The organism is Litorivivens sp., assembly GCF_057445395.1.
Map to the genome: position 1 here is coordinate 14,180 of NZ_JBVBUV010000012.1, position 21,080 is coordinate 35,259.

General features: G+C 56.1%; 15 protein-coding genes. 10 read left to right on the forward strand and 5 right to left on the reverse strand.

Going from position 1 to position 21,080, the window contains the following annotated elements; all coding sequences use genetic code 11:
- Positions 1–11 precede the first annotated feature (11 nt).
- From AC222A_RS05740 to hemE, 6 genes are all read left to right on the forward strand, one after another.
- Positions 12–2,159 (forward strand): type IV pilus secretin PilQ, encoded by a 2,148-nt coding sequence (locus AC222A_RS05740; RefSeq protein WP_486774729.1) that lies wholly within the window; start codon positions 12–14, stop codon positions 2,157–2,159.
- Between the two features lie 4 nt (positions 2,160–2,163).
- The gene (aroK, locus tag AC222A_RS05745) at positions 2,164–2,673 is read left to right on the forward strand and encodes a shikimate kinase AroK (protein WP_372747622.1); all 510 of its coding nucleotides are present in this window, start codon (positions 2,164–2,166) and stop codon (positions 2,671–2,673) included.
- 50 nt (positions 2,674–2,723) lie between these two features.
- Entirely contained in the window at positions 2,724–3,794 is a 1,071-nt protein-coding gene (gene aroB / locus AC222A_RS05750; protein ID WP_372781499.1) for a 3-dehydroquinate synthase, read from the forward strand.
- Positions 3,795–3,970: 176 nt separating this feature from the next.
- The gene (gltB, locus tag AC222A_RS05755) at positions 3,971–8,416 is read left to right on the forward strand and encodes a glutamate synthase large subunit (protein WP_486774730.1); all 4,446 of its coding nucleotides are present in this window, start codon (positions 3,971–3,973) and stop codon (positions 8,414–8,416) included.
- Positions 8,417–8,445: 29 nt separating this feature from the next.
- Complete coding sequence (locus AC222A_RS05760; RefSeq protein ID WP_372747619.1) at positions 8,446–9,864, forward strand: FAD-dependent oxidoreductase; 1,419 nt, start codon at positions 8,446–8,448, stop codon at positions 9,862–9,864.
- 76 nt (positions 9,865–9,940) lie between these two features.
- Positions 9,941–11,008 carry a uroporphyrinogen decarboxylase gene (gene hemE / locus AC222A_RS05765; protein ID WP_372747618.1) on the forward strand — a complete coding sequence of 356 codons (1,068 nt, stop codon included), beginning with the start codon at positions 9,941–9,943 and terminating at the stop codon, positions 11,006–11,008.
- 26 nt (positions 11,009–11,034) lie between these two features.
- Here the strand turns inward: hemE and AC222A_RS05770 are convergent, their stop codons facing one another.
- Together AC222A_RS05770 and AC222A_RS05775 are read right to left on the reverse strand one after the other, a co-directional pair.
- Complete coding sequence (locus AC222A_RS05770) at positions 11,035–11,586, reverse strand: DUF4136 domain-containing protein (protein WP_372758797.1); 552 nt, start codon at positions 11,584–11,586, stop codon at positions 11,035–11,037.
- A 25-nt stretch (positions 11,587–11,611) separates the two neighbouring features.
- On the reverse strand, positions 11,612–12,208 hold the full coding sequence (locus AC222A_RS05775; RefSeq protein ID WP_372758798.1) for a DNA-3-methyladenine glycosylase I: 597 nt from the start codon (positions 12,206–12,208) through the stop codon (positions 11,612–11,614).
- Between the two features lie 76 nt (positions 12,209–12,284).
- Here AC222A_RS05775 and AC222A_RS05780 point away from each other — a divergent pair, with 76 nt between their 5' ends.
- Positions 12,285–13,073, forward strand: coding sequence for a M48 family metallopeptidase (locus tag AC222A_RS05780; protein WP_372781503.1), 789 nt, complete (start codon positions 12,285–12,287; stop codon positions 13,071–13,073).
- A gap of 34 nt (positions 13,074–13,107) precedes the next feature.
- Here the strand turns inward: AC222A_RS05780 and cysE are convergent, their stop codons facing one another.
- Both cysE and trmB read right to left on the reverse strand, forming a co-directional pair.
- Positions 13,108–13,923, reverse strand: coding sequence for a serine O-acetyltransferase (gene cysE / locus AC222A_RS05785; protein ID WP_372749093.1), 816 nt, complete (start codon positions 13,921–13,923; stop codon positions 13,108–13,110).
- A 28-nt stretch (positions 13,924–13,951) separates the two neighbouring features.
- Positions 13,952–14,641 (reverse strand): tRNA (guanine(46)-N(7))-methyltransferase TrmB, encoded by a 690-nt coding sequence (gene trmB, locus AC222A_RS05790; RefSeq protein WP_372749092.1) that lies wholly within the window; start codon positions 14,639–14,641, stop codon positions 13,952–13,954.
- A gap of 44 nt (positions 14,642–14,685) precedes the next feature.
- On the opposite strand from trmB, the gene AC222A_RS05795 reads away from it, so the two are divergent.
- Both AC222A_RS05795 and AC222A_RS05800 read left to right on the forward strand, forming a co-directional pair.
- Positions 14,686–15,408 (forward strand): acyltransferase, encoded by a 723-nt coding sequence (locus AC222A_RS05795; protein WP_372749091.1) that lies wholly within the window; start codon positions 14,686–14,688, stop codon positions 15,406–15,408.
- A 104-nt stretch (positions 15,409–15,512) separates the two neighbouring features.
- Positions 15,513–17,489: a beta-glucosidase gene (locus tag AC222A_RS05800; protein ID WP_486774731.1), complete on the forward strand. Its 1,977-nt coding sequence runs from the start codon at positions 15,513–15,515 to the stop codon at positions 17,487–17,489.
- On the opposite strand, the gene araC is transcribed toward AC222A_RS05800, so the two are convergent.
- Positions 17,470–18,594, reverse strand: coding sequence for an arabinose operon transcriptional regulator AraC (araC, locus tag AC222A_RS05805; RefSeq protein WP_372749089.1), 1,125 nt, complete (start codon positions 18,592–18,594; stop codon positions 17,470–17,472). The two genes, AC222A_RS05800 and araC, sit on opposite strands and share 20 nt — an antisense overlap.
- Before the next feature lie 133 nt (positions 18,595–18,727).
- Here araC and AC222A_RS05810 point away from each other — a divergent pair, with 133 nt between their 5' ends.
- Positions 18,728–21,070, forward strand: a complete 2,343-nt coding sequence (locus AC222A_RS05810) for a TonB-dependent receptor (RefSeq protein WP_486774732.1) — start codon at positions 18,728–18,730, stop codon at positions 21,068–21,070.
- The last annotated feature ends 10 nt before the right edge of the window (positions 21,071–21,080 follow it).

Sequence of the window (21,080 nt, forward strand, 5' to 3'; positions counted from 1 at the left end):
GCGGAGAAGTCATGAACATCATTAAGCCACGTAATTTGCAGCGGTACCTGCTTTGGGTGGTCTGCTTGATCCTCTCACATCCGCTCTTAGCGAGTGAACTGAAAGATATTCAGTTCTCGTCATTGCAGGGTGGTCGCTTTGAGGCGCGGTTAAGCTTTGATTCAACCCCCCCCGAGCCCAAAGGCTATACCATTGAGAAACCGGCCCGGATCGCGCTGGACTTGCCCAATGTGTCTAGTTCGTTGAAACAGAAAAAATTCCCGCTGTCTTATGGCAATGCCAGTAGCGCCATTGTCCTTGAAGGCAATGGTCGTACCCGTCTGGTACTGAATCTACTTGAGCTGGCACCCTACCTTACGCGGGTTGAAGGCAATGACCTGGTGGTTGAAGTGGGCGAAATCTCGTCTGACTACCTGAAGCAGACGGCGGGTACGCTGCAGCAAGTGTCGCGGGGCGATCAGAAAGTTGAAACGGCTTCAGGCAACCGCATAACCGACATGGATTTCAAGCGTGGCCAGAATGGTGAGGGCATGCTGGTATTGAGCCTGAAAGATCCCAAGGCTGATATCAATGTGTATGAGCAGGGCACCAAGATTTTTGTGGAATTTTCCGAAGTCTCGCTACCTGACCAATTGCGTCGTCGCTATGACGTGGGCGATTTTGCGACTCCGGTTCAACTTATCGACGCGACAAGAACGGCGAAAGGCACGCGGTTTGAAATTAAATCCAGCGGCGATTACGACTACCTGGCCTACCAGACCGACAATGAATATGTGGTCAGCGTTAAGCCACTGACGCAGGCGGAAGTGGAAGAGCGCCGTAAAGAGTTTGCTTATGTTGGTGAAAAGCTGTCGCTGAACTTTCAGGACATTGAAGTGCGTGCCGTACTGCAGCTGATCGCGGATTTCACCGAGCTGAACCTGGTGGCGAGCGATACGGTAACTGGCAGTATTACATTGCGGTTGAAAAATGTTCCCTGGGATCAGGCACTGGAGTTAGTGCTGAAAACCAAGGGCTTGGATAAGCGCCTGGTGGGCAACGTGTTGATGGTCGCACCGGCGGCGGAAATTGCCGAACGTGAGCGTCAGGAAATCGAGGCCCAGAAGCAGGTGCGTGAGCTGGCACCTCTGCGCAGTGAATTTATCCGCATCCGCTATGCGGATGCCAAAGATCTGCTGACCCTGTTTCAGCGTAGAACGAATCGCAGCGGGCGAGATGAAGATGATGATGGTGAGGATATTCTGTCTGAGCGCGGACGTGTGGTGTTGGAAGCACGTACTAATTCGTTGCTGATTACGGAAACGTCAGAGAAGCTCGACGAGATTCGCCGTCTTATCAAGCAGGTGGATGTGCCCATTCGGCAGGTTCAGATTGAAGCGCGCATTGTGCGAGCCAATTCAGATTTCGATCAGAGTCTGGGGGTGCGCTGGGGTGGTGCCTACACCAAGGTCAATTCCGACAATATCGTGTCAGCCAATGGCACGATTGAAGAAAACAACGAAACCAGTAGCAACCTGATTGATGCCATTAATGCGGGTAATCCATCGTATGAAGTGGTGCCGGGTATGATTTCCGACCTGGGTGTCGCGGGCGCGGCGGGCTCATTTGCGCTGGGCTTTATCGGCGATGATGTGTTCCTCAATCTGGAGTTGTCCGCTTTGGAATCCAAGGGGCGCGGTGAAATAGTGTCCCAGCCGAAGGTGATTACTGGTGATAAAGAGCCGGCTATCATCAAAGCGGGTACCGAGATTCCCTATCCGCAGTCTGCGTCCAATGGCGAGACCACCATCGCTTTCAAGGAGGCGGTGCTCAGTTTGGATGTCACCCCGATCATTACTCCTGATGACCGCATCTTGCTCGATTTGCTGATCAATCAGGATACCGTAGGGCAGTTGGTTATCGCGACTGGGTTGGGTGGTCAGGTGCCGACCATTGATACCACTGAGCTGAAAACGAAGGTGCTCGTGGGCAATGGTGAAACTGTGGTTCTGGGTGGTGTTTATGAAACCACCGATATCAGTTCTACGACCAAGGTTCCGTTCTTGGGTGATATCCCCTATATTGGCCGCCTGTTCAAGCGTACTCAGGTTGAGCAGGATAAATCCGAGCTGCTGATTTTCATCACGCCGCGTATATTGGCCGATACCCTCGTCGAATAACTCTATGAAGCATGAACGCGTGTTCCTTGTCGGCCCTATGGGGGCTGGCAAGAGCACAATTGGTCGGCTGTTGGCCGACGACCTCCATCTGGATTTCCGTGACGCCGACCGCGAGATTGAAGAGCGCAGCGGTGTCGACATTCCTTGGATTTTCGACAAGGAAGGCGAGGCCGGATTTCGAGAACGCGAAACAGCGATGATTGAGGAGCTCTCTCTGCGAGACGGTGTGCTGGTTTCCACTGGCGGCGGTGTCATAGGGCGTCCCGAAAACCGTCAGCTGATGGCGCGCGGCACTGTGATTTATCTCTACGCTTCCGTTGATGAGCAAGTTCGCCGTACCGCCAAAGATAAAAAGCGCCCACTGCTGCAAAATGCCAACCCCCGCAAGGTACTCAAAGAACTCATGGCGGTTCGGGATCCCTTGTATCGAGAGGTGGCGCATATCATTATCGACACCGATGGGCGCACGCCGCGCGCGGTGGCGACAGAATTGAAGCGTCTCCTGCTGGCCTGAATTCCCCGGAAAACGCTACAATAGCCATTTACTTGGCAGAATATTCCCCCATGCGAGAACTAACCCTGGATCTGGGCGAGCGGTGCTATCCCATTCGCATTGCGCCGCGCCTGCTGGCTGATAACAACTGGCCGTCATTTGTTCGTGGCAATCAGGCTTGCGTTGTCACCAACGAGACGATCGCGCCGTTGTATCTGGATGCCGTTCTCGCGCGGCTTGAGGGTAAGAAAGTCAGTGTTGTCACTCTGCCCGATGGAGAACAATACAAAACCCTCGAATACTTGAATCACATATTTGATCGTTTGCTTGAAGACAATCATTCACGCAGTACCACGCTGATCGCTTTGGGTGGTGGTGTTGTTGGCGACATGACCGGCTTTGCCGCAGCCAGCTACCAGCGTGGCGTGCCGTTTATCCAATTGCCTACCACGCTGCTCTCTATGGTGGATTCTTCGGTCGGGGGCAAGACCGGGGTTAATCACGCGCTGGGTAAAAACATGATAGGTGCCTTTTACCAGCCCCAATGCGTGATCATTGATACCGATACGCTGAAAAGCCTGCCTGCTCGCGAGTACGCGGCCGGATTGGCCGAAGTTCTAAAGTATGGTCTGATTGCCGATGTGCCTTTTTACGAGTGGCTTGAGGCCAACTGGGATGCACTGCTTGCCAGAGATGGCGAGCTGCTGGCGGAGGCGATTCTGCGCTCCTGTGAAAACAAAGCGAAGGTCGTTGCTGAGGATGAAAGAGAGTCGGGCCGTCGGGCGATTCTCAATCTGGGGCATACATTTGGGCATGCCATTGAGACCGCCACCGGGTATGGCAGCTGGTTGCATGGCGAAGCCGTGGCAGCTGGCATGGTGATTGCTACACGATTGTCGGCGGACTTGGGGTGGCTGCCCAGGGCTGAGGTAGAGCGCCTCACTCGTCTGCTGGAGCGCGCGGCCCTGCCGGTTGCGCCACCGGCGGATATGAGCCCTGAGCAATTTTTGACCCTGATGGCGCGCGACAAAAAAGTGCTGGACGGCCGTCTGCGGCTGGTGCTGTTATCCGGTATTGGTGAGGCCATAGTCACCGATGCGGTGCCACAGGATGCTGTAGTGGCTGCCATCCGGGGAAATTAAGTATTTGTTTTAACTGACAAAAAGTTTATTTATACCGCCTATTTTGCGGGCAAATTTGTCGCCTATGCGCCAGGCGTGTAGAATGTCCCTCCTTTTTTCCGGTGTCTGCGGGCATTGGAGCGCGACTGCTATAGCTATCTTTCTGATTTTCTGAGTTTTTTTGCGAGAGTCGATTTATGAGTACAGGCCTGTACAGACCTGAGGATGTGCGTGACAACTGTGGCTTTGGCCTTATTGCCCATATGCAGGGTGAGCCCAGCCATAAGTTGCTGCAGACAGCCATCGAGTCCTTGACCTGCATGACGCACCGGGGCGGGATTGCTGCCGACGGTAAAACCGGTGACGGCTGCGGCCTGTTGCTCAAGAAACCTGACAGTTTCCTGCGTACCCTCGCAGACGAAGCGTTTTCCGCCACCCTGAGCGACATATACGGGATTGGCCAGATTTTCCTGAGCACCGATACCGCGAAGGCGGACGCTGCCCGTAAGGCCATGGAAACTGCGCTGGCGGAGCAGGGTTTGGAATGTGTGGGCTGGCGCGAAGTGCCGCACGACCCTTCCGTGTGCGGTGAAATCGCGATTGAAAGCCTGCCACGCATTGAGCAGGTCTTCATCAACAGCGATGCGGCCAGTGATCAGGAATTGTGCACCAAGCTCTATGTGGTGCGTCGCCGTGTAGAAAACGCACTGAAGAACGACGCTGACTTCTACATTTGTAGCCTGTCATCCTCGGTGCTGTCCTACAAAGGCCTGATGATGCCGGTGGATCTCCCCAAGTTCTACCCGGATCTGGGTGATGCGCGACTTGAAACCGCTATTTGTGTCTTCCATCAGCGCTTCTCCACCAACACCCTGCCGCGCTGGCCCTTGGCGCAGCCTTTCCGGATGCTGGCCCACAATGGCGAGATCAATACCATTGAAGGCAACCGTAACTGGGCAGAAGCCCGTTCCGCCAAATTCTCCAGCCCGTTGCTGCCGCCGGTAGAGTCTATTGCCCCTCTGGTTAACCGCACCGGCTCCGACTCTTCCAGCCTGGATAATATGCTGGAATTGCTGGTTGCTGGCGGTATGCCGCTGTTTCGCGCTGTGCGCATGCTTGTGCCACCAGCCTGGCAGAACATGGAGCACATGGACGCGGACCTGAAGGCGTTTTACGAATACAACTCCATGCATATGGAGCCTTGGGATGGCCCTGCGGGTATCGTATTGACCGATGGTCGCTACGCTGTGTGTATGCTCGATCGCAATGGTTTGCGCCCGGCGCGCTGGGTTACGACCACTGATGGTTTCATTACCCTGGCTTCGGAAATTGGCACCTACGACTACAAGCCAGAAGATGTCATAGCCAAAGGCCGAGTCGGTCCCGGCCAGATTCTGGTTGTCGATACCGAAACCGGCGAAGTGATGCACACCGCCGATGTCGACGCTCAGCTGAAAACGCAACAGCCCTACAAAAAGTGGCTGAAGGAACACGCGACCCGGCTGGAGTCCACCCTGTCGTCGGAGCTGGTTCCAGATCTGGTTGGCAAAGAGCAGCTCAAGGCCTATCAGAAGTACTTTCAGGTCAGCTTTGAAGAACGTGAGCAGGTCTTGCGTCCTCTGGCTGAGTCCGGCAACGAAGCGGTTGGGTCTATGGGTGACGATACACCCATGGCAGTGCTTTCTCGCCAGCAGCGTCCGCTCTACGATTTCTTCCGCCAGAAGTTCGCGCAGGTAACCAACCCGCCAATTGATCCGCTGCGCGAAGCGATCGTGATGAGCCTGGAAACCTGTCTGGGCCGCGAAAAGAACGTTTTTGAAGAAACAGCTGATCACGCCGAACGCCTGATTCTGTCCAGCCCGGTTCTGTCGCCGGACAAGTTCCAGCGTCTGTTGGAGCTTAACAACCCGAATTTCTCGGTGGAGCGCATCAGCCTCACCTACGATCCGGCCACCACAGACTTGCGCAGTGCCATCAAGGCGCTGAACGACACAGCGGTAGCTGCTGTAAACAGCGGCAAGACCATCCTGCTGCTGACCGACCGCGATATAGAGCCAGGGCTTGTCAGCATTCACTCGCTGATGGCAACCGGCTCGGTGCATCACCACCTGATAAAGCAGGGCCTGCGCTGCGACGCCAATATTGTGGTGGAGTCCGGCAGCGCCCGCGATTCCCATCAGCTGGCGTGTCTGTTTGGTTACGGTGCAACTGCTGTCTACCCGTACATGGCCTACAGCGTGATTAATGACATGCTGCGTACCGGTGAGTTGGTGGGCGATACCAATCAGTGCCATACCGCTTACCGTAAAGGCATCAACAAAGGGCTGATGAAGATCCTGTCGAAGATGGGTATCTCGACCATTGCATCCTATCGGGGCGCCCAGTTGTTTGAAGTTATCGGCCTGGACGATGAAATTGTAGAGCAGTGTTTCCGTGGCACCGCCAGCCGTATCAAAGGTGCGGACTATGGTGAGCTGCAAAAGGATCAGGAAGCTCTGGCTACGCTGGCCTGGATTCCACGCAAGCCGATTAACCCCGGTGGTCAGCTTAAGTTTGTCCACGGCCAAGAATTCCACAGCTTTAACCCGGATGTGGTGAAGGGCTTGCAGGACGCGGTGCAGACCGGCGATTACACTCGCTGGAAGGCCTACAGCCAACTGGTGAATGAGCGTCCGGTAGCGACGCTGCGCGATCTGTTGAAACTGAAGGACGCCAAGCCCATCCCGCTGGATGAGGTAGAACCCATCGAGAACATCCTGCCGCGCTTTGACTCGGCCGGTATGTCGCTGGGCGCGTTGAGCCCAGAAGCCCACGAGGCGCTCGCGACGGCCATGAACCGGCTTGGCGGTCGCTCCAACTCCGGTGAGGGCGGTGAAGACCCGGCCCGTTACGGCACAGAGCGCAATTCGAAGATCAAACAAGTGGCTTCTGGTCGCTTTGGTGTTACACCGCATTATCTGGTCAACGCGGAAGTGCTGCAGATCAAGGTTGCCCAGGGTGCCAAGCCCGGTGAGGGCGGCCAGCTGCCTGGCGGCAAGGTCAACGAACTGATCGCACGCCTGCGTTACTCTGTGCCTGGCGTGACACTGATTTCGCCGCCGCCGCACCACGATATCTATTCTATCGAGGATCTTGCGCAGCTGATCTTTGACCTGAAGCAGGTTAACCCAGCGGCGCTGGTGTCTGTGAAACTGGTATCTGAACCCGGCGTCGGAACGATTGCTGCCGGTGTGGCCAAAGCCTATGCGGATCTGATCACGATCTCCGGTTACGATGGCGGCACGGCTGCCAGTCCGATTACCTCAATTCGCTATGCGGGTTCTCCTTGGGAACTTGGTCTGGCTGAAGCCCAGCAGACGCTGCGCGGCAATGGTCTGCGTGGCATGGTACGCGTACAGACAGACGGCGGTTTGAAAACCGGTCTGGATGTGGTGAAAGCCGCAATACTCGGCGCCGAGAGTTTTGGTTTTGGTACTACTCCGATGGTAGCGCTGGGTTGTAAGTACCTGCGCATCTGTCACCTGAACAACTGTGCCACGGGTGTCGCAACGCAGGATGGTCGCCTGCGCGACGAGCACTTTATCGGTACCGTGGATATGGTGGTGAACTTCTTCAGGTTCATGGCTATGGAAACCCGGGAACTGATGGCTAGCCTTGGCATTCGGACGATGGATGAGCTGATTGGTCGCACCGACCTGCTGGAGCAGCATGCAGGGGCTACCGAGAAGCACGGCAAACTCGACCTGTCGCCGATTTTGCACAAAGACGTCGACGCTGAAGGTCAGCCTGAATTCTGTCAGGTTGCTCTGAACGCCCCGTTCGACAAGGGTGAAAAGGCCGAGGCCATGGTTGCGGCCACACTGGATGCGATTGAGAACAAGCGCGGCGGTGAATTTGAATTTACCGTGACCAACTGCGATCGCTCTATCGGTGCCCGCCTGTCAGGCGAAATTGCCAAGCGTTACGGCAACGATGGCATGGTCGATGCGCCTATTACCCTTCGCCTGACGGGCACCAGCGGCCAGAGCTTCGGCGTGTGGAATGCTGGCGGCCTGCATATGTACCTTGAAGGTGATGCCAACGATTACGTAGGCAAAGGCATGGCTGGCGGCAAGCTGGTGGTTTATCCGCCCAAAGGCAGCCGGTTTGCGTCGCAGGATACCGCGATCATTGGTAATACCTGTCTCTACGGTGCCACCGGCGGTCGATTGTTTGCCAGTGGCCGCGCTGGTGAGCGCTTCGGTGTTCGAAACTCCGGGGCCCATGCGGTTGTCGAAGGCACCGGTGATCACTGCTGCGAGTATATGACTGGCGGCAACGTCACCGTGTTGGGCCCCACGGGCGTCAACTTCGGTGCTGGTATGACAGGCGGTTTTGCCTACGTGCTGGATCTTGAGCATCGCTTTGTGGATCGTTACAACAGCGAGCTGGTCGAGATCTGCCGTATTACATCCGAGTCGATGGAAGCCTATCGCTCACATCTGCGCGCCAATATTCAGGAATTTGTAGCCGAAACTGGCTCAGCCTGGGGCGCCGAAATTCTGGAGAACTTCTCCGATTACATTGCCAAATTCTGGATGGTCAAACCCAAGGCGGCGAGCCTGGGAGCCCTGCTGGCGAGTACACGCCAGCGTCCGGAATAGGTTGAGCGGGGAAGGATTGAGGTAATTTTATGACGGAACGTCAGAGTAATAATTTCCAGTTTATCGATGTCGGTCGCGCAGACCCGGACAAAAAAGCCATCGATGTGCGCAAGGCCGAGTTTGTCGAGATATACGAGCCCTATCGCGAGCAACAGGTCGCCTCGCAGGCAGATCGCTGCCTTGCCTGTGGTAACCCCTATTGTGAGTGGAAGTGCCCTGTGCACAACTACATTCCCAATTGGCTGAAGTTGGTCAGTGAGGGCAACCTGTTTGAGGCCGCTGAGCTGTCGCATCAGACCAACACCCTGCCAGAAGTCTGCGGGCGGGTTTGCCCGCAGGATCGTTTGTGCGAAGGGGCCTGTACCCTGAATGACGGTTTTGGTGCAGTGACCATCGGCTCTACCGAAAAATACATCGCCGACACCGCGCTGGCCATGGGTTGGCGACCAGACCTGTCAGAGCGTGTCTGGACTGACAAAAAAGTTGCCGTTATTGGTGCGGGGCCAGCTGGGTTAGGCTGTGCTGACGTACTGGTACGCGCGGGCGTTAAGCCGGTAGTGTTCGATAAATACCCGGAAATCGGTGGTCTGCTCACTTTCGGTATTCCCGAGTTCAAACTCGAAAAATCTGTCATGGCGCGCCGTCGCCAGGTATTTGAAGACATGGGTATCGAGTTCCGTCTCAATACCGAAGTGGGCAAAGATGTCATGCCGAAGGAACTGATGGATGAGTTCGATGCCGTCTTCCTTGGTATGGGTACCTACACCTACATGAAGGGCGGCTTTACCGGTGAAGATCTGCCCGGCGTATACGATGCCTTGCCATTTCTGGTTTCCAATGTGAATCGCAACCAGGGTTGGGAAACAGACGCTACCGATTTTATCGACGTGCGTGGCCAGCGGGTGGTTGTTCTTGGTGGTGGTGACACAGCCATGGATTGTAACCGTACCTCCATTCGCCAAGGCGCCGAGAGCGTTGTGTGTGCCTACCGCCGCGACGAAGAAAACATGCCGGGTTCGCGCCGCGAAGTGGTTAACGCAAAAGAAGAGGGCGTGCAGTTTCTCTATAATCGCCAGCCCGTTGCCATCGTCGGTGGTGACAAAGTAGAAGGCGTTAAGGTGGTTACCACACGTCTGGGTGAGCCCGATGAGAATGGTCGTCGCCGCCCCGAGGAAATCCCCGGCAGCGAAGAAGTGATTCCCGCCGACGTGGTGCTGATCGCCTTTGGTTTCCGCCCCAGCCCGCCGAACTGGTTCGGTGAGTTTGGCATTAACCTGAATGACTGGCAGGGCGTAGTTGCTCCGGAAGAGCAGACATACAAGTTCCAGACCAGCAATGCCAAAGTATTCGCTGGCGGCGATATGGTGCGCGGATCAGATCTGGTGGTCACTGCGATCTGGGAAGGTCGACAGGCGGCTGAAGGTATTCTGGATTACCTGAAAGTCTGAGCTTCTCATCGGGCGTCAGGAGCCTGACGCCCGATGCTTCCCAGAAGTCACCCACACTGCAGGCGGAGCGCCAGTAATGACGAGCACCCTAAAAAACGATACTTTCCTTCGCGCTCTGCTGCGTGAACCCGTCGACTATACGCCGGTGTGGATGATGCGTCAGGCAGGGCGTTACTTGCCTGAATACCGCGCGACCCGAGCGGTAGCCGGTGACTTCATGTCGCTGTGTATGAATCCGGAGCTCGCCTGCGAGGTAACCCTGCAGCCATTGGAGCGTTACCCGCTGGATGCCGCTATTCTGTTTTCCGATATTCTGACCATACCCGATGCCATGGGGCAGGGGCTGTACTTTGAAACTGGCGAAGGCCCACGTTTCAAAAAAGTGGTTCGCACTCAGGCAGATGTGGATGCATTGCCGATACCTGATCCAGAGAAAGATCTCGGATATGTGATGGATGCCGTGCGCACCATTCGCCGCGAACTGAATGGCCGAGTGCCACTAATTGGCTTTTCGGGCAGTCCGTGGACGTTGGCCACCTATATGGTTGAAGGCGGCTCCTCCAAGGATTTTCGCACCACCAAGGCGTTGGCGTATGACCAGCCGGAACTGATGCACGGTCTGCTCGACAAGCTGGCTCAATCGGTAGTGTCCTACCTAAACGGTCAGATTAAGGCCGGGGCTCAGGCGGTACAGATTTTTGATACCTGGGGTGGCACCCTGAGTGCTGCGGCTTATCAGGAATTTTCCCTGCACTACATGCAGAAGATTGTCGATGGCCTGATTAAAGAGCATGAGGGTCGGCAAGTTCCCTGTATCTTGTTTACCAAAAATGGCGGCCTGTGGCTGGAAAGCATTGCCGCCAGCGGGTGTCAGGCGGTGGGTCTGGACTGGACGATCAATATCGGCGAGGCGCGCAAGCGTATCGGCGACAAGGTCGCGTTGCAGGGCAATATGGATCCGACCATGCTCTACGCCTCACCTAAGCGTATACGTCAGGAAGTGGCTACCATTCTGAAAAGCTTTGGTCACGGCACAGGTCATGTATTCAACCTGGGACACGGCATTACACCAGAAGTTGATCCGGCACACGCCGGAGCATTTATTGAGTGTGTCCGCGAACTGTCTGCTGAGTATCATCAGTAACAGCGGGGCGCTGTCAGCTGTCGTCATCAACGGCCTGGCGGGTATTTTGCCCAGATGGCGCTGACCGCGCTCTCAATAGCTTCCCCTACTTTTTCCGGTGAATCATCCGCGTCTACGACTGCAATACCACGCCAGCTAAGCTGCTTGCTATGGCCATCGAGAATATCCACGATGACTCGCAGTTTTCGTTCCGGGTGGCTGCTCCCCAGCGGAAAACCTACCGATACACCCAGACCAAAACCCCCGCGACCGCTGCCCAGGCCAACGGAGCCACGGGTGTTACGGCCTCGACCATGGCCCTCAATCTGCTCACTAAGATAGTAACGCAATAGAAAATCCGGCTTTTCGGTTCGCCCGGCTTCCTGATAGCGTTGTTGTTGCAGCAGGGTTTGTAGTTGGTTGCGCACGCGCTCAACATGAAAAGGGCTGACACTGCGGTCACCACCGCTGGTTTCACTTTGCCAGTGGTAGCGCTGATAGCTGTTGAAGGGGGCGGTGGGGTTGAAGTCAGTCTCAACCGGCACGGATGAACAGGCGGTCAGCCAAAGACACATACCCAGTAAAAATGTGTGTTTCATGCTCTTTCCCCTGTCGCCTATCTATTCAGACTGTGAACCTTTTGCCCAGTTCAACGCATACGGGGTGACGATGGCAAGTGACAATGTGATCGTTAACCATGCCTGTAGCCTGCATGAAGGCGTAGACCGTGGTGCTCCCAAGGAATTTAAACCCGCGTTTTTTCAGGTCGTTTGCGATTTTGTCCGAGAGACTGGTGGTGGCGGGAATGTCTTTCATGGCGCGGCGCGCGGGTTGCTGCGGTGAGCCATCGACAAAATCCCACAGGTAAAGTGCAAAGCGGCCGTACTCCGCCTGTACCTCGAGAAAGCGCTGGGCATTGTTGATGGTGGCTTCTATCTTGGCGCGGTTGCGCACTATCCCCGGGTCAAGCATCAGGCGCTCAACGCTGGCTTTCGTGAACCTGGCGACTGTCGCTATTTCAAACTGTTTAAACGCTTTGCGGTAGTTTTCCCGTTTGCGCAAGATGGTGATCCAAGACAACCCCGCCTGGGCTGATTCCAGCGCCAGGAATTCAAACAGCTTTTGCTCATTGCTGAGCGGCACGCCCCACTCCTCATCGTGATAGGTACAGTACAATTCGTCGTCGCCGCACCAGCTGCAGCGCTGAATTTTTGTGGCCATCGTGAACCCGTTTCATGTTGTTTCTTTTGGCTGTGATACCATGCGAATCCGCATTGATTGTTCAAGGATACATGGCATGAAGCGCACGCTGATAATGGTTTTTGTGGGTTTACTGATTGCAGCCTGCACCACCTCACCAACGGGCAGACGGCAACTTGTAATTTTTTCCGACGCCGAAATGTCGACGATGGGCGCCACCGCTTTTGATGAGATGAAGCAGCAAACACCGGTGCAGCGCGATGGCAAGGTCAATCAATATGTCACTTGTGTTGCCGATGCTATTACCAATACGCTGCCGGCAGAACATCGCGGTGGTTGGGAGGTGGTCGTATTTGACGAGAAAAGCGCCAACGCGTTTGCCTTGCCGGGCAAGAAAATCGGCGTGCATACCGGGCTATTGAAAGTCGCTAAGAATCAGGATCAGCTAGCCTCCGTTATTGGCCACGAAGTGGGTCACGTGATGGCACAACATAGCGCTGAGCGAATGTCGATGCAGTTCGTGTCCCAGTCCAGCCAGCAAATCATTGGTGCATTGATAGGTGAAGGTGCGGGCCAGCAGACGGTGATGGCCGCGTTGGGTCTTGGCTCGCAGTACGGTGTGCTGATGCCCTATGGGCGCTTGCAGGAATCTGAGTCAGATAATATCGGAGTGCAATTAATGGCGCAGGCGGGCTTTAATCCGCAGGCCAGCATTGAATTGTGGCACAACATGGCGGCGGCCTCTCAGGGGCAGCCGCCCGAGTTTCTGTCGACTCACCCCTCCCATGAAACACGCATTTCTGACTTGCAGGCGTTAATGCCAGAAATGCAGCAGATCTATAAGCAGGCGCGCTCGGCTGGTTACAGGCCTAACTGCACGCCCTGAAAGTTCGCATCGTGAGCGGTGCCTAGAGCGCCGCTCAATCATCCCCGCAACACACCCGGTGATTCATCTCGAGCGCAGGCTGGTCACAGTCCGGTTTGCCGACCACCTTGGCGGGCACGCCGGCTACCGTGGTGTGCGGTTCGACGTCTTTCAATACAACGCTGCCGGCAGCTATCTGGGCACCCTCGCCCACACGGATATTGCCGAGGATCTTGGCACCGGCGCCGATCAGTACGCCGTCTGAAATTTTCGGGTGGCGGTCGCCGTGTTCCTTGCCCGTGCCTCCGAGAGTCACGGATTGCATGATGGACACGTTGTTGCCTACCACGGCGGTTTCACCTATTACCACGCCGGTAGCGTGGTCGAGCATGATGCCGCGGCCGATTTTGGCAGCCGGGTGAATATCTACCCCGAATTCACAGGAAATTCGGTTCTGAAAAAACAGTGCTAGCGATTCGCGGCCCTGGTTCCACAGCCAGTGGGCTATCCGGTACGACTGCAGGGCGTGAAAACCTTTGAAATAGAGAAAGGGGATGGACAGGCTGTCACAGGCAGAATCGCGTTGTTTGACCGAGGCAATATCAGCGCGCATGGCCTCGCCAATGGTCGGGTCGGCCGCCATGGCATTTTCAATAACCTCACGCACCAGCAGGGCTGATGCGGTTGGCGAATCCAGTTTGTTGGCCAGGTGAAAACTCAAGGCTGTTTCCAGTGAGTCATGATTTAAAATCGTGGCGTGCAGGAAGCTGGCCAACACGGGCTCGTGCTTTACCTCTTCCGCAGTTTCGTTGCGGATGGAATGCCAGATGCTGTCAGTGGTGCTCGCGGCTCTGAACGGTTCGGCGCTCATGATCCCTTCCTCGATGTGTACTGTTGCATTATAGCGGGGATAGTGGGGGCGATGACAATCGCACAGCCACTTGCCACAGAGTTTGACCGGCACCAGCATACTTCCGTTCAAAAGCAGTAATTGGCTGATTAATCTCCAGTTTTCTCGCATGGGCAGGAATTTCGGCAATTTTTAACGCCGCGCAGAACTCTTCTGCGTAGATACGCCAGTTGGTGCGCAGCTCCAGCTTGCCGCCAAGCGCTAGTAAGGTGGGGAAGAGAGGAGATGTGTGAATCCGACGTTTCAGGTGTTCGGATTTAGGCCAGGGATTGGGGTAAAGCAGGGTATGCTGCCGTGGCTGCCAGCCTGCGTCGTGCGCCAGACGCCAGATGTCGTCGGTATCGGCGCGCACCAGCAGACAGTTTTCTGGCAGGCGTTTTTGTTTGCTCAGCCGAGCAGACGATTTATCAATACCAATCACCGCGCAATCGGGGTGTTGCTGCGCCAGCCAGACGGAGCTTTCCCCGGTGCCGCAATAGGAATCTAACAGCAGCGGTTTGCGTTGCTGCTCAAGCCAGCAGCCTGCGTGCTCAAAGGCGGTTACATTGTGCTCAGCGTACGGCTTTAAAAATCTACTGCGCAGGTGTTTGCGCACTTCTTCTTCTAATTTGTCGTGTATACCAGACTGATTACTGGTAACTGCACGTACCGAGTTGCCCTTTGCGGTCTGGCTTGTCAAACTTTCGGCCTCCCGCACTTATTATTTACATAAAGAGAAAAGGCATGCGTCAGGACCGACGCCCATACTGGGTGAAAAAGAACTATCTGCGCTTTCGGCGCTGGTATACCAATCACTTTCTAAAGCCTGCTTGCGATTACCTGGGGGATTATCACACGTGTATGAAGCCTTGGTACATTTCAATTTCCGGGCCGAATATATCCATTGGTAAATGCGCAACGATCATTGGCGAGCCTGATAATCGGGTAAAAATAGGCGTGTGGGGCCGAGAGCCAGATGCGGGACGCATTGAAATAGGTGACTACGCGATGATCAGTCCTGGTACGCGAATTTCAGCCAGCGATGAGATCAAAATCGGGCACAGCGTAATGATGGCCAATGGTGTTTATATCACCGACTGCGACTGGCACGGTGTATACGACCGTACCAAACGCGATGATCGCGTGGCACCCGTGCACATTGCTGACAACGTCTGGCTGGGTGATCACGCCACTGTGCTCAAAGGGGTGACGATCGGCGAAAATTCGGTGGTGGCAGCTGGCGCAGTGGTGAGCCGTGACGTGCCAGCCAATGTGATTGTCGCCGGCAATCCGGCGCAGGTGGTAAAACAGCTGGATACCGAACGTGAGATGATTACCCGGGCGGACTATTTTAAAGACCCGGCGGCACTGGAGCGTTTTTTCGACGATGTAGACCGGATGGTGCTCACCGGGAACGGGTTCCTGAACTGGCTGCGTGCGCTGGTGCGGCCTACCACTCGCGACTGAATTGCAGCAGAAAAGCGCTGTGATCCAGCAGTTATACACCTGTTATGGTGTCCTGTTCCCGGATAGGGTGGGCCCGTGCAATCATACGCTATGGCCCTTACCTCATGTCTGAATCGGACCCGCTTGAACAACGTGTTAGTGATCTGCTGCAGCGGCTGACGCTGGCAGAGAAAGTTTCGTTGTGTGCCGGCAAAAGCCTGTTCAAAACCCAAGGCGTACCCCGACTGAGTATTGCCCCCATGAAGATGACGGACGGTCCTCGTGGCATCGCCTTTCACTCAGCGCTGCACCGCTGTACGGCTTTTCCCTCCGGGATTGCACAGGCGGCAAGCTGGAACGAAAGCCTGCTGCAAGTCTATGGCGAGGCAGTTGGAGATGAGGCCAGCTCCGTCGGCGCGCGGGTGCTACTGGGGCCGGCGATCAATATCACCCGGACGCCGCTTAACGGCCGTACTTTTGAATATCTCAGTGAAGACCCATATCTCAATGCCCGCCTTGCGGTGCCCATTATCCGGGGCATACAGCAGCGTGGTGTTGCGGCCTGCGTCAAGCATTTGGCGGTCAACAATCAGGAGACTAACCGTGTCCGACTGGACGCGAAGGTTTCGGAGCAGGCGCTGGAAGAAAGCTACTTGCCCGCCTTCAAAGCAGCGGTCGAAACCGGCGGTGCCTGGTCAGTAATGGCTGCCTATAACGCGCTTAACGGTTTTCCCTGTTGTGAAAGCGAGTACCTGCTGCAACACAAGCTCCGGAACGAATGGGGGTTTCGTGGCTTTGTGGTGAGTGACTGGTTTGCCGCTCGCCGCACCAGCAGCGCCCAGGCCTGTCTACGCGCCGGGCTGAATCTGGAAATGCCCGGTAAGGGAAGCCGCTTGAAGGCGCGCAATCTGCGCAATGCCGTGGCTGCAGGTCAGTTGACCGAGGCGGAACTCGACGGTCGCGTAGCCGATCTGTTGCGGGTGATGGCGCTGACCGGGCATCTCGACAATACGCCGTCAGCGGGGCGTCGCAACACCCCGGCTCATCAGCAACTGGCGCGGACAATGGCCGAGGAAAGCTTTACGCTGCTTAAAAACCGGGATGCAGTATTGCCCCTGGCACCGCGGTGCGGCCTGAGAATTGCCCTGCTGGGCCCTAAACTGGCCTCGCGCAACTGCTTTCCCCTGTGGGGCGGCAGCGCCGGGGTATGGCCTCCTTACGAAGTTACTCCGCTGGCCGGAATGCGCCGGGAAAATAAGGGCCGCTACACGTTTGTGCGTTCAGCCGAAGAAGCCGATGTCGCTGTCGTGTTTGCGGGCCTGAGTCACAGGCCCGGGCTGGATTCGGAGGGGGTAGATCGCAAGGCACTGGCCCTGCCCGGCGCACAGGATGCCCTGATCCGCAAGACCGCAGCCGTCAATCCCAACACTGTGGTGGTGCTGCTTTGCGGCGCCCCGGTAGCCATGCCGTGGCTAAACGAGGTGGCGGCCGTGATGATGGCCTGGTATCCGGGAATGGAAGGAGGCAGCGCCATTGCCCGGGTGCTTTTTGGTGATGCTGAACCCGGCGGCCGACTGCCTGTCACCTTTCCGGCGCGTCTGGCCGACAGCCCCGCGCACCGATCGCTGCGCACGTTTCCAGGAGAAAACAATGTGGTTCACTACGACGAAGCGTGTTTTGTCGGCTACCGCTACGCTGACTATGCCGGTATTGCACCGCTGTTTCCGTTTGGTCACGGCCTGACTTATACCCGCTTTGCATTCAGTGATCTCCTCTGTGAACTGGGCGCTGACGATGAGGTGTTGCGGATAAGCTGTCAGCTGACCAATACGGGGCAGCGTGCGGGCTCGGAAGTGGCGCAGCTCTATATCGGTAGCCCGGTGGAATCCTGCCCGCCCCAGGCGCTCAAGGGTTTCGTCAAAGTGCGGTTGGCGCCGGGAGAGCGGCGACGGCTCGATTTTGAGGTGCCGTTGGATCAGCTTGCGCACTACGATGAGATCAGCGCGAGCTGGGTGCGAACAGCGGGCGACTACCGTGTGCATGTGGGCCGATCTTCGAGGGATGTCCAGCTGTCAGCAGCGATCAGTCTGGACGATTGGTAAACGACTGGCGAAACTCGCGCGGTGTACAGCCAATGCTCTTCTTGAAGTTTTTGGCAAACAGGTTGGAATCTTCAAATCCCACGGCATAGGCGATCTGGCTAATGTTGGCGTCTGAGTAGATGAGGCGTCGTCGGGCTTCCTGCAGCCGCATACTGGTAATCCAGGCTTTGACGCTGATGCCCATATAATCTTTGAACAAGTGAGCCAGACGAGAGGCCGACAGATTACAAGCTTCTGCTACATCTTCAATGCGAAAGGCTGTGGCGAGATTTTCTTCCATAAAACGACAGGCCAGATCAATCCGGCTATCGCGGTGTCGTGGCTGGTTCTGGCAGATGCCCGCAGCGCGAATCAGTATTTCCTCCAGTGCCGTATGCTGCAGATCCTTGAGGAAGGGGGGAGCATCATCTTTAAGTGCAAGCAGGCGTTCAAACGCGCTCAGGATCTGCTGGCGCTGATGGGCCTGCGTAAGTCGCAGCTGCTGCAATCCCGGCGTGCCATCGTCCCATTCAAGCCAGCCCTGCCAGTGACTGCGGGGTTGGAACAGAACCCAGTAGTGATCCCAGAGCTCGGCGGCCGGATGGCGGCCGTAGCGGTAGCTGGCGTTGGGTCGAAACAGCATCAGATCTCCGGGTATTGCCTCCCACTCGCGGTCTTCACTGATGAATAGAGCCCGCCCTTCCAGAGTCAGGTGCAAGGTCCAGCAAGGCATATTCCCGCTATAGGCGCTCTCACTGTCGCTGAAATTGCCGCGTAAGGTGCGGGTGCGACTGGTGACCAGACCGTTATCGAAGATGCCGTTGGACTCAAACGGAAAATCCGGATTCTTGAAGTAATCGTCGAGAAAGGCTTGGGCTTCGGCGTCACCGAATTCGTCTTCCATTACCGGCTGCCAGCGCGATAACAGATACTGCCGCTGGCGAGTAAAAGCGGCTCCGGCGCGAATGCTCATGCTGAGCTGCAATAGCTCCTCGGCATTGAAATGCCCACCCACCACATCGCGTACCGCTGCAACTTCGGTTTCATCAGGAGGGTGCGCATTGCCGTCGGCTGCCAGCAGCCGGTAGCACATGGCGGCGAAGATAGTCAGTGAAGAGCTGGGCATGGCACTGCGAGCATAAGCAATCCGGCGACCTGCGTAGCAGGAAATGACTGCAATATAGCAGAAGGGTCTGTTCCTGTTCAGTGGATACTGGCGCAGAATCGAGGGATTCCATAAGAACATGCAGGTTACCACCATGAAAATCCACCTATTGCCCAGCGCAATCGCTGCGGTCTCGCTGGCGCTGACGCCATCGGCACTGGCGCAGCTTGAAGAAGTGATTGTTACTGCCCAGAAGCGGGAGCAAAGCCTGCAGGACGTTCCCATGGCAGTGACCGCTGTGGGTCGCGCCTTCATAGAAAACAATGAAATCAACACGATCGAAGACCTTACCAAGGTTGTTCCGTCAGTACGCATGACTCCCGACGGTTCGCCCAGCGGCGGTTCAATACGTGTACGCGGTGTGGGTACAAACGTATTCAGCTCGGCAGTAGAGCCCAATGTTTTGGTAATGCTTGACGGTGTGCCGCTGGCGCGCAACAGTCTGGCGAATTTTGATTTTGCGGATATCGAGCGCATTGAGGTGCTTCGCGGACCGCAGGGAACCCTTTTCGGCAAGAATGCCTCTGCCGGTCTGATTCACGTCATCACCCGTGATCCGGCGCCGGAGTTTGAAGCTCGGTTGAAAGTAAATACCGAAAAAAATGCAGACTGGCCCGGCAGCCTTTACAAGGTGCAAACAACGGTCAGTGGTCCGTTGACCGATACCATTGGTCTGCGATTGACCGGGTTTTATAAGCAAAGCGAAGGTGTCTATGAAGACATCAACTTCGATAGCAATCTCCCGGACGTCAAGCGCTATGGTCTGCGCAGCAAGTTGCGCTGGGATCCTTCTGCCGAATTGATGGTGCGTTTCGATCTGGAGCTCGAACGCACCGATGGCGAAACGCCACCGGTGGTATTTCGCAGTGCCCACCCAGAGCTGGCGCAACGACTGCAGCCAATCGAACCCAGTGAGGAAAACCGGCGCGGCAAGACCTTTGGAACCAACCGCTATGACACCGAAAGCCTGGCGTCGACCCTGGCGCTGGACTGGGAGCTTGGTGCGGTATCGCTGTCGTCAATTACCGCGTTCCGTTCCGCCGACACCAGCGATAATATCAGTACTGACGGGCTCAATGGTCAGCGTGTCGACCTGACCAGCAACGGCGCTGAGCAGTCTATCGACACCTTTACTCAAGAGTTTCGCGTTACATCCGCTGACAGCGAGGTGCTTGAGTACACCGCTGGTGTGCTCTGGTTCGACAACCGGATCGAACGCGATTTTTCCCGCACGGTAGACGATCTGCCCGCGGCATTTTTTGCGACGGTACTGGCGCCGGGCGTGCCGCTGCCAGCTGTGCCGGCGGCCATGCTCGGAGGCTCGGATGCGTTCAATCAGAGAGAGGACAGCTTCCAGATTGTTGAAACAAGAAATCTCGGTGTTTTCGCAGAGGCGACCTGGCATCTGAATGAGCGCTGGCATCTGACGGCTGGAGCCCGTTACATACGCGACGAAGTAATTGTCGATACGCTGGAGCGTTTTTCGCGTGTGGCACACACGGCAACAGACACCGAGTTGATGTCGAGCCGGTTTGGGCCGGGAGGCACCACGGTGAAGGATACCGCTGCGACGGGTCGTCTGTCCCTGCAATACGACTGGGGCGAGCACAGCACGGTTTATGGCACTGTGGCGACGGGTTATCGAGGGTCGGCAATTGATCTTGATGCGTCGGACAGTCAGTCGGCGCTTGATAACCCGGTGGACCCGGAGACCGCACTGACCTACGAGCTGGGTCTGAAAAGCCGTCTTCTGGACAACCGGCTGGAACTGAATGTGGCTGCCTTTCATACAACATTTGAAGATTTTCAGGCGCAGATCACAGACCTAGACAGCCCGGGTTCGCTGGCGTCCTTCCGGCTTGATAACGCTGGTGAGTTGGAAACCAAAGGGGTGGAAATTGAATTTACGGCCCGGCCGGTTAATCCGGTGACACTGGTTGGCTCCGTGCTCTACAACAAGGCGGTCTACAGAGAATTTGTTACTCAGTGTTTTCAGGGGCAACGCGGAGATGAAGGCGGCGCGATTGACCGCGACGGTGACGGTACCTGCGATGCGCAGGATGTTGCGGGCAAACCACTGGCGAACGCGCCGCAGTGGAGTGCATCGCTGACGTCACGGTATGACCACGTTTATGGCGAGTTGGGACAAACGCTGTATGCGCAGCTCACCGGTCGCTGGCAGGATGAGGTTCAGTTCTCCAATGATCAGCATCCGCTGACCATCCACGACGCCTACAGCATTTGGGATTTACGCGTTGGATGGTTGAGCAGTGCAAGCAGGTTTCAGATTGCCGCCTACGTAAAAAACCTGTTCGATGAAATGTACGTTGCTTCGATTGTACCGCTGAGTCTGGTTAACGACCGACGCGATCTGGTGCATAACGTTTCGTCAGATGCGAATCGAAGCTACGGCGTAGCGGTGGAATATCAATGGTAACGAGCAAAGG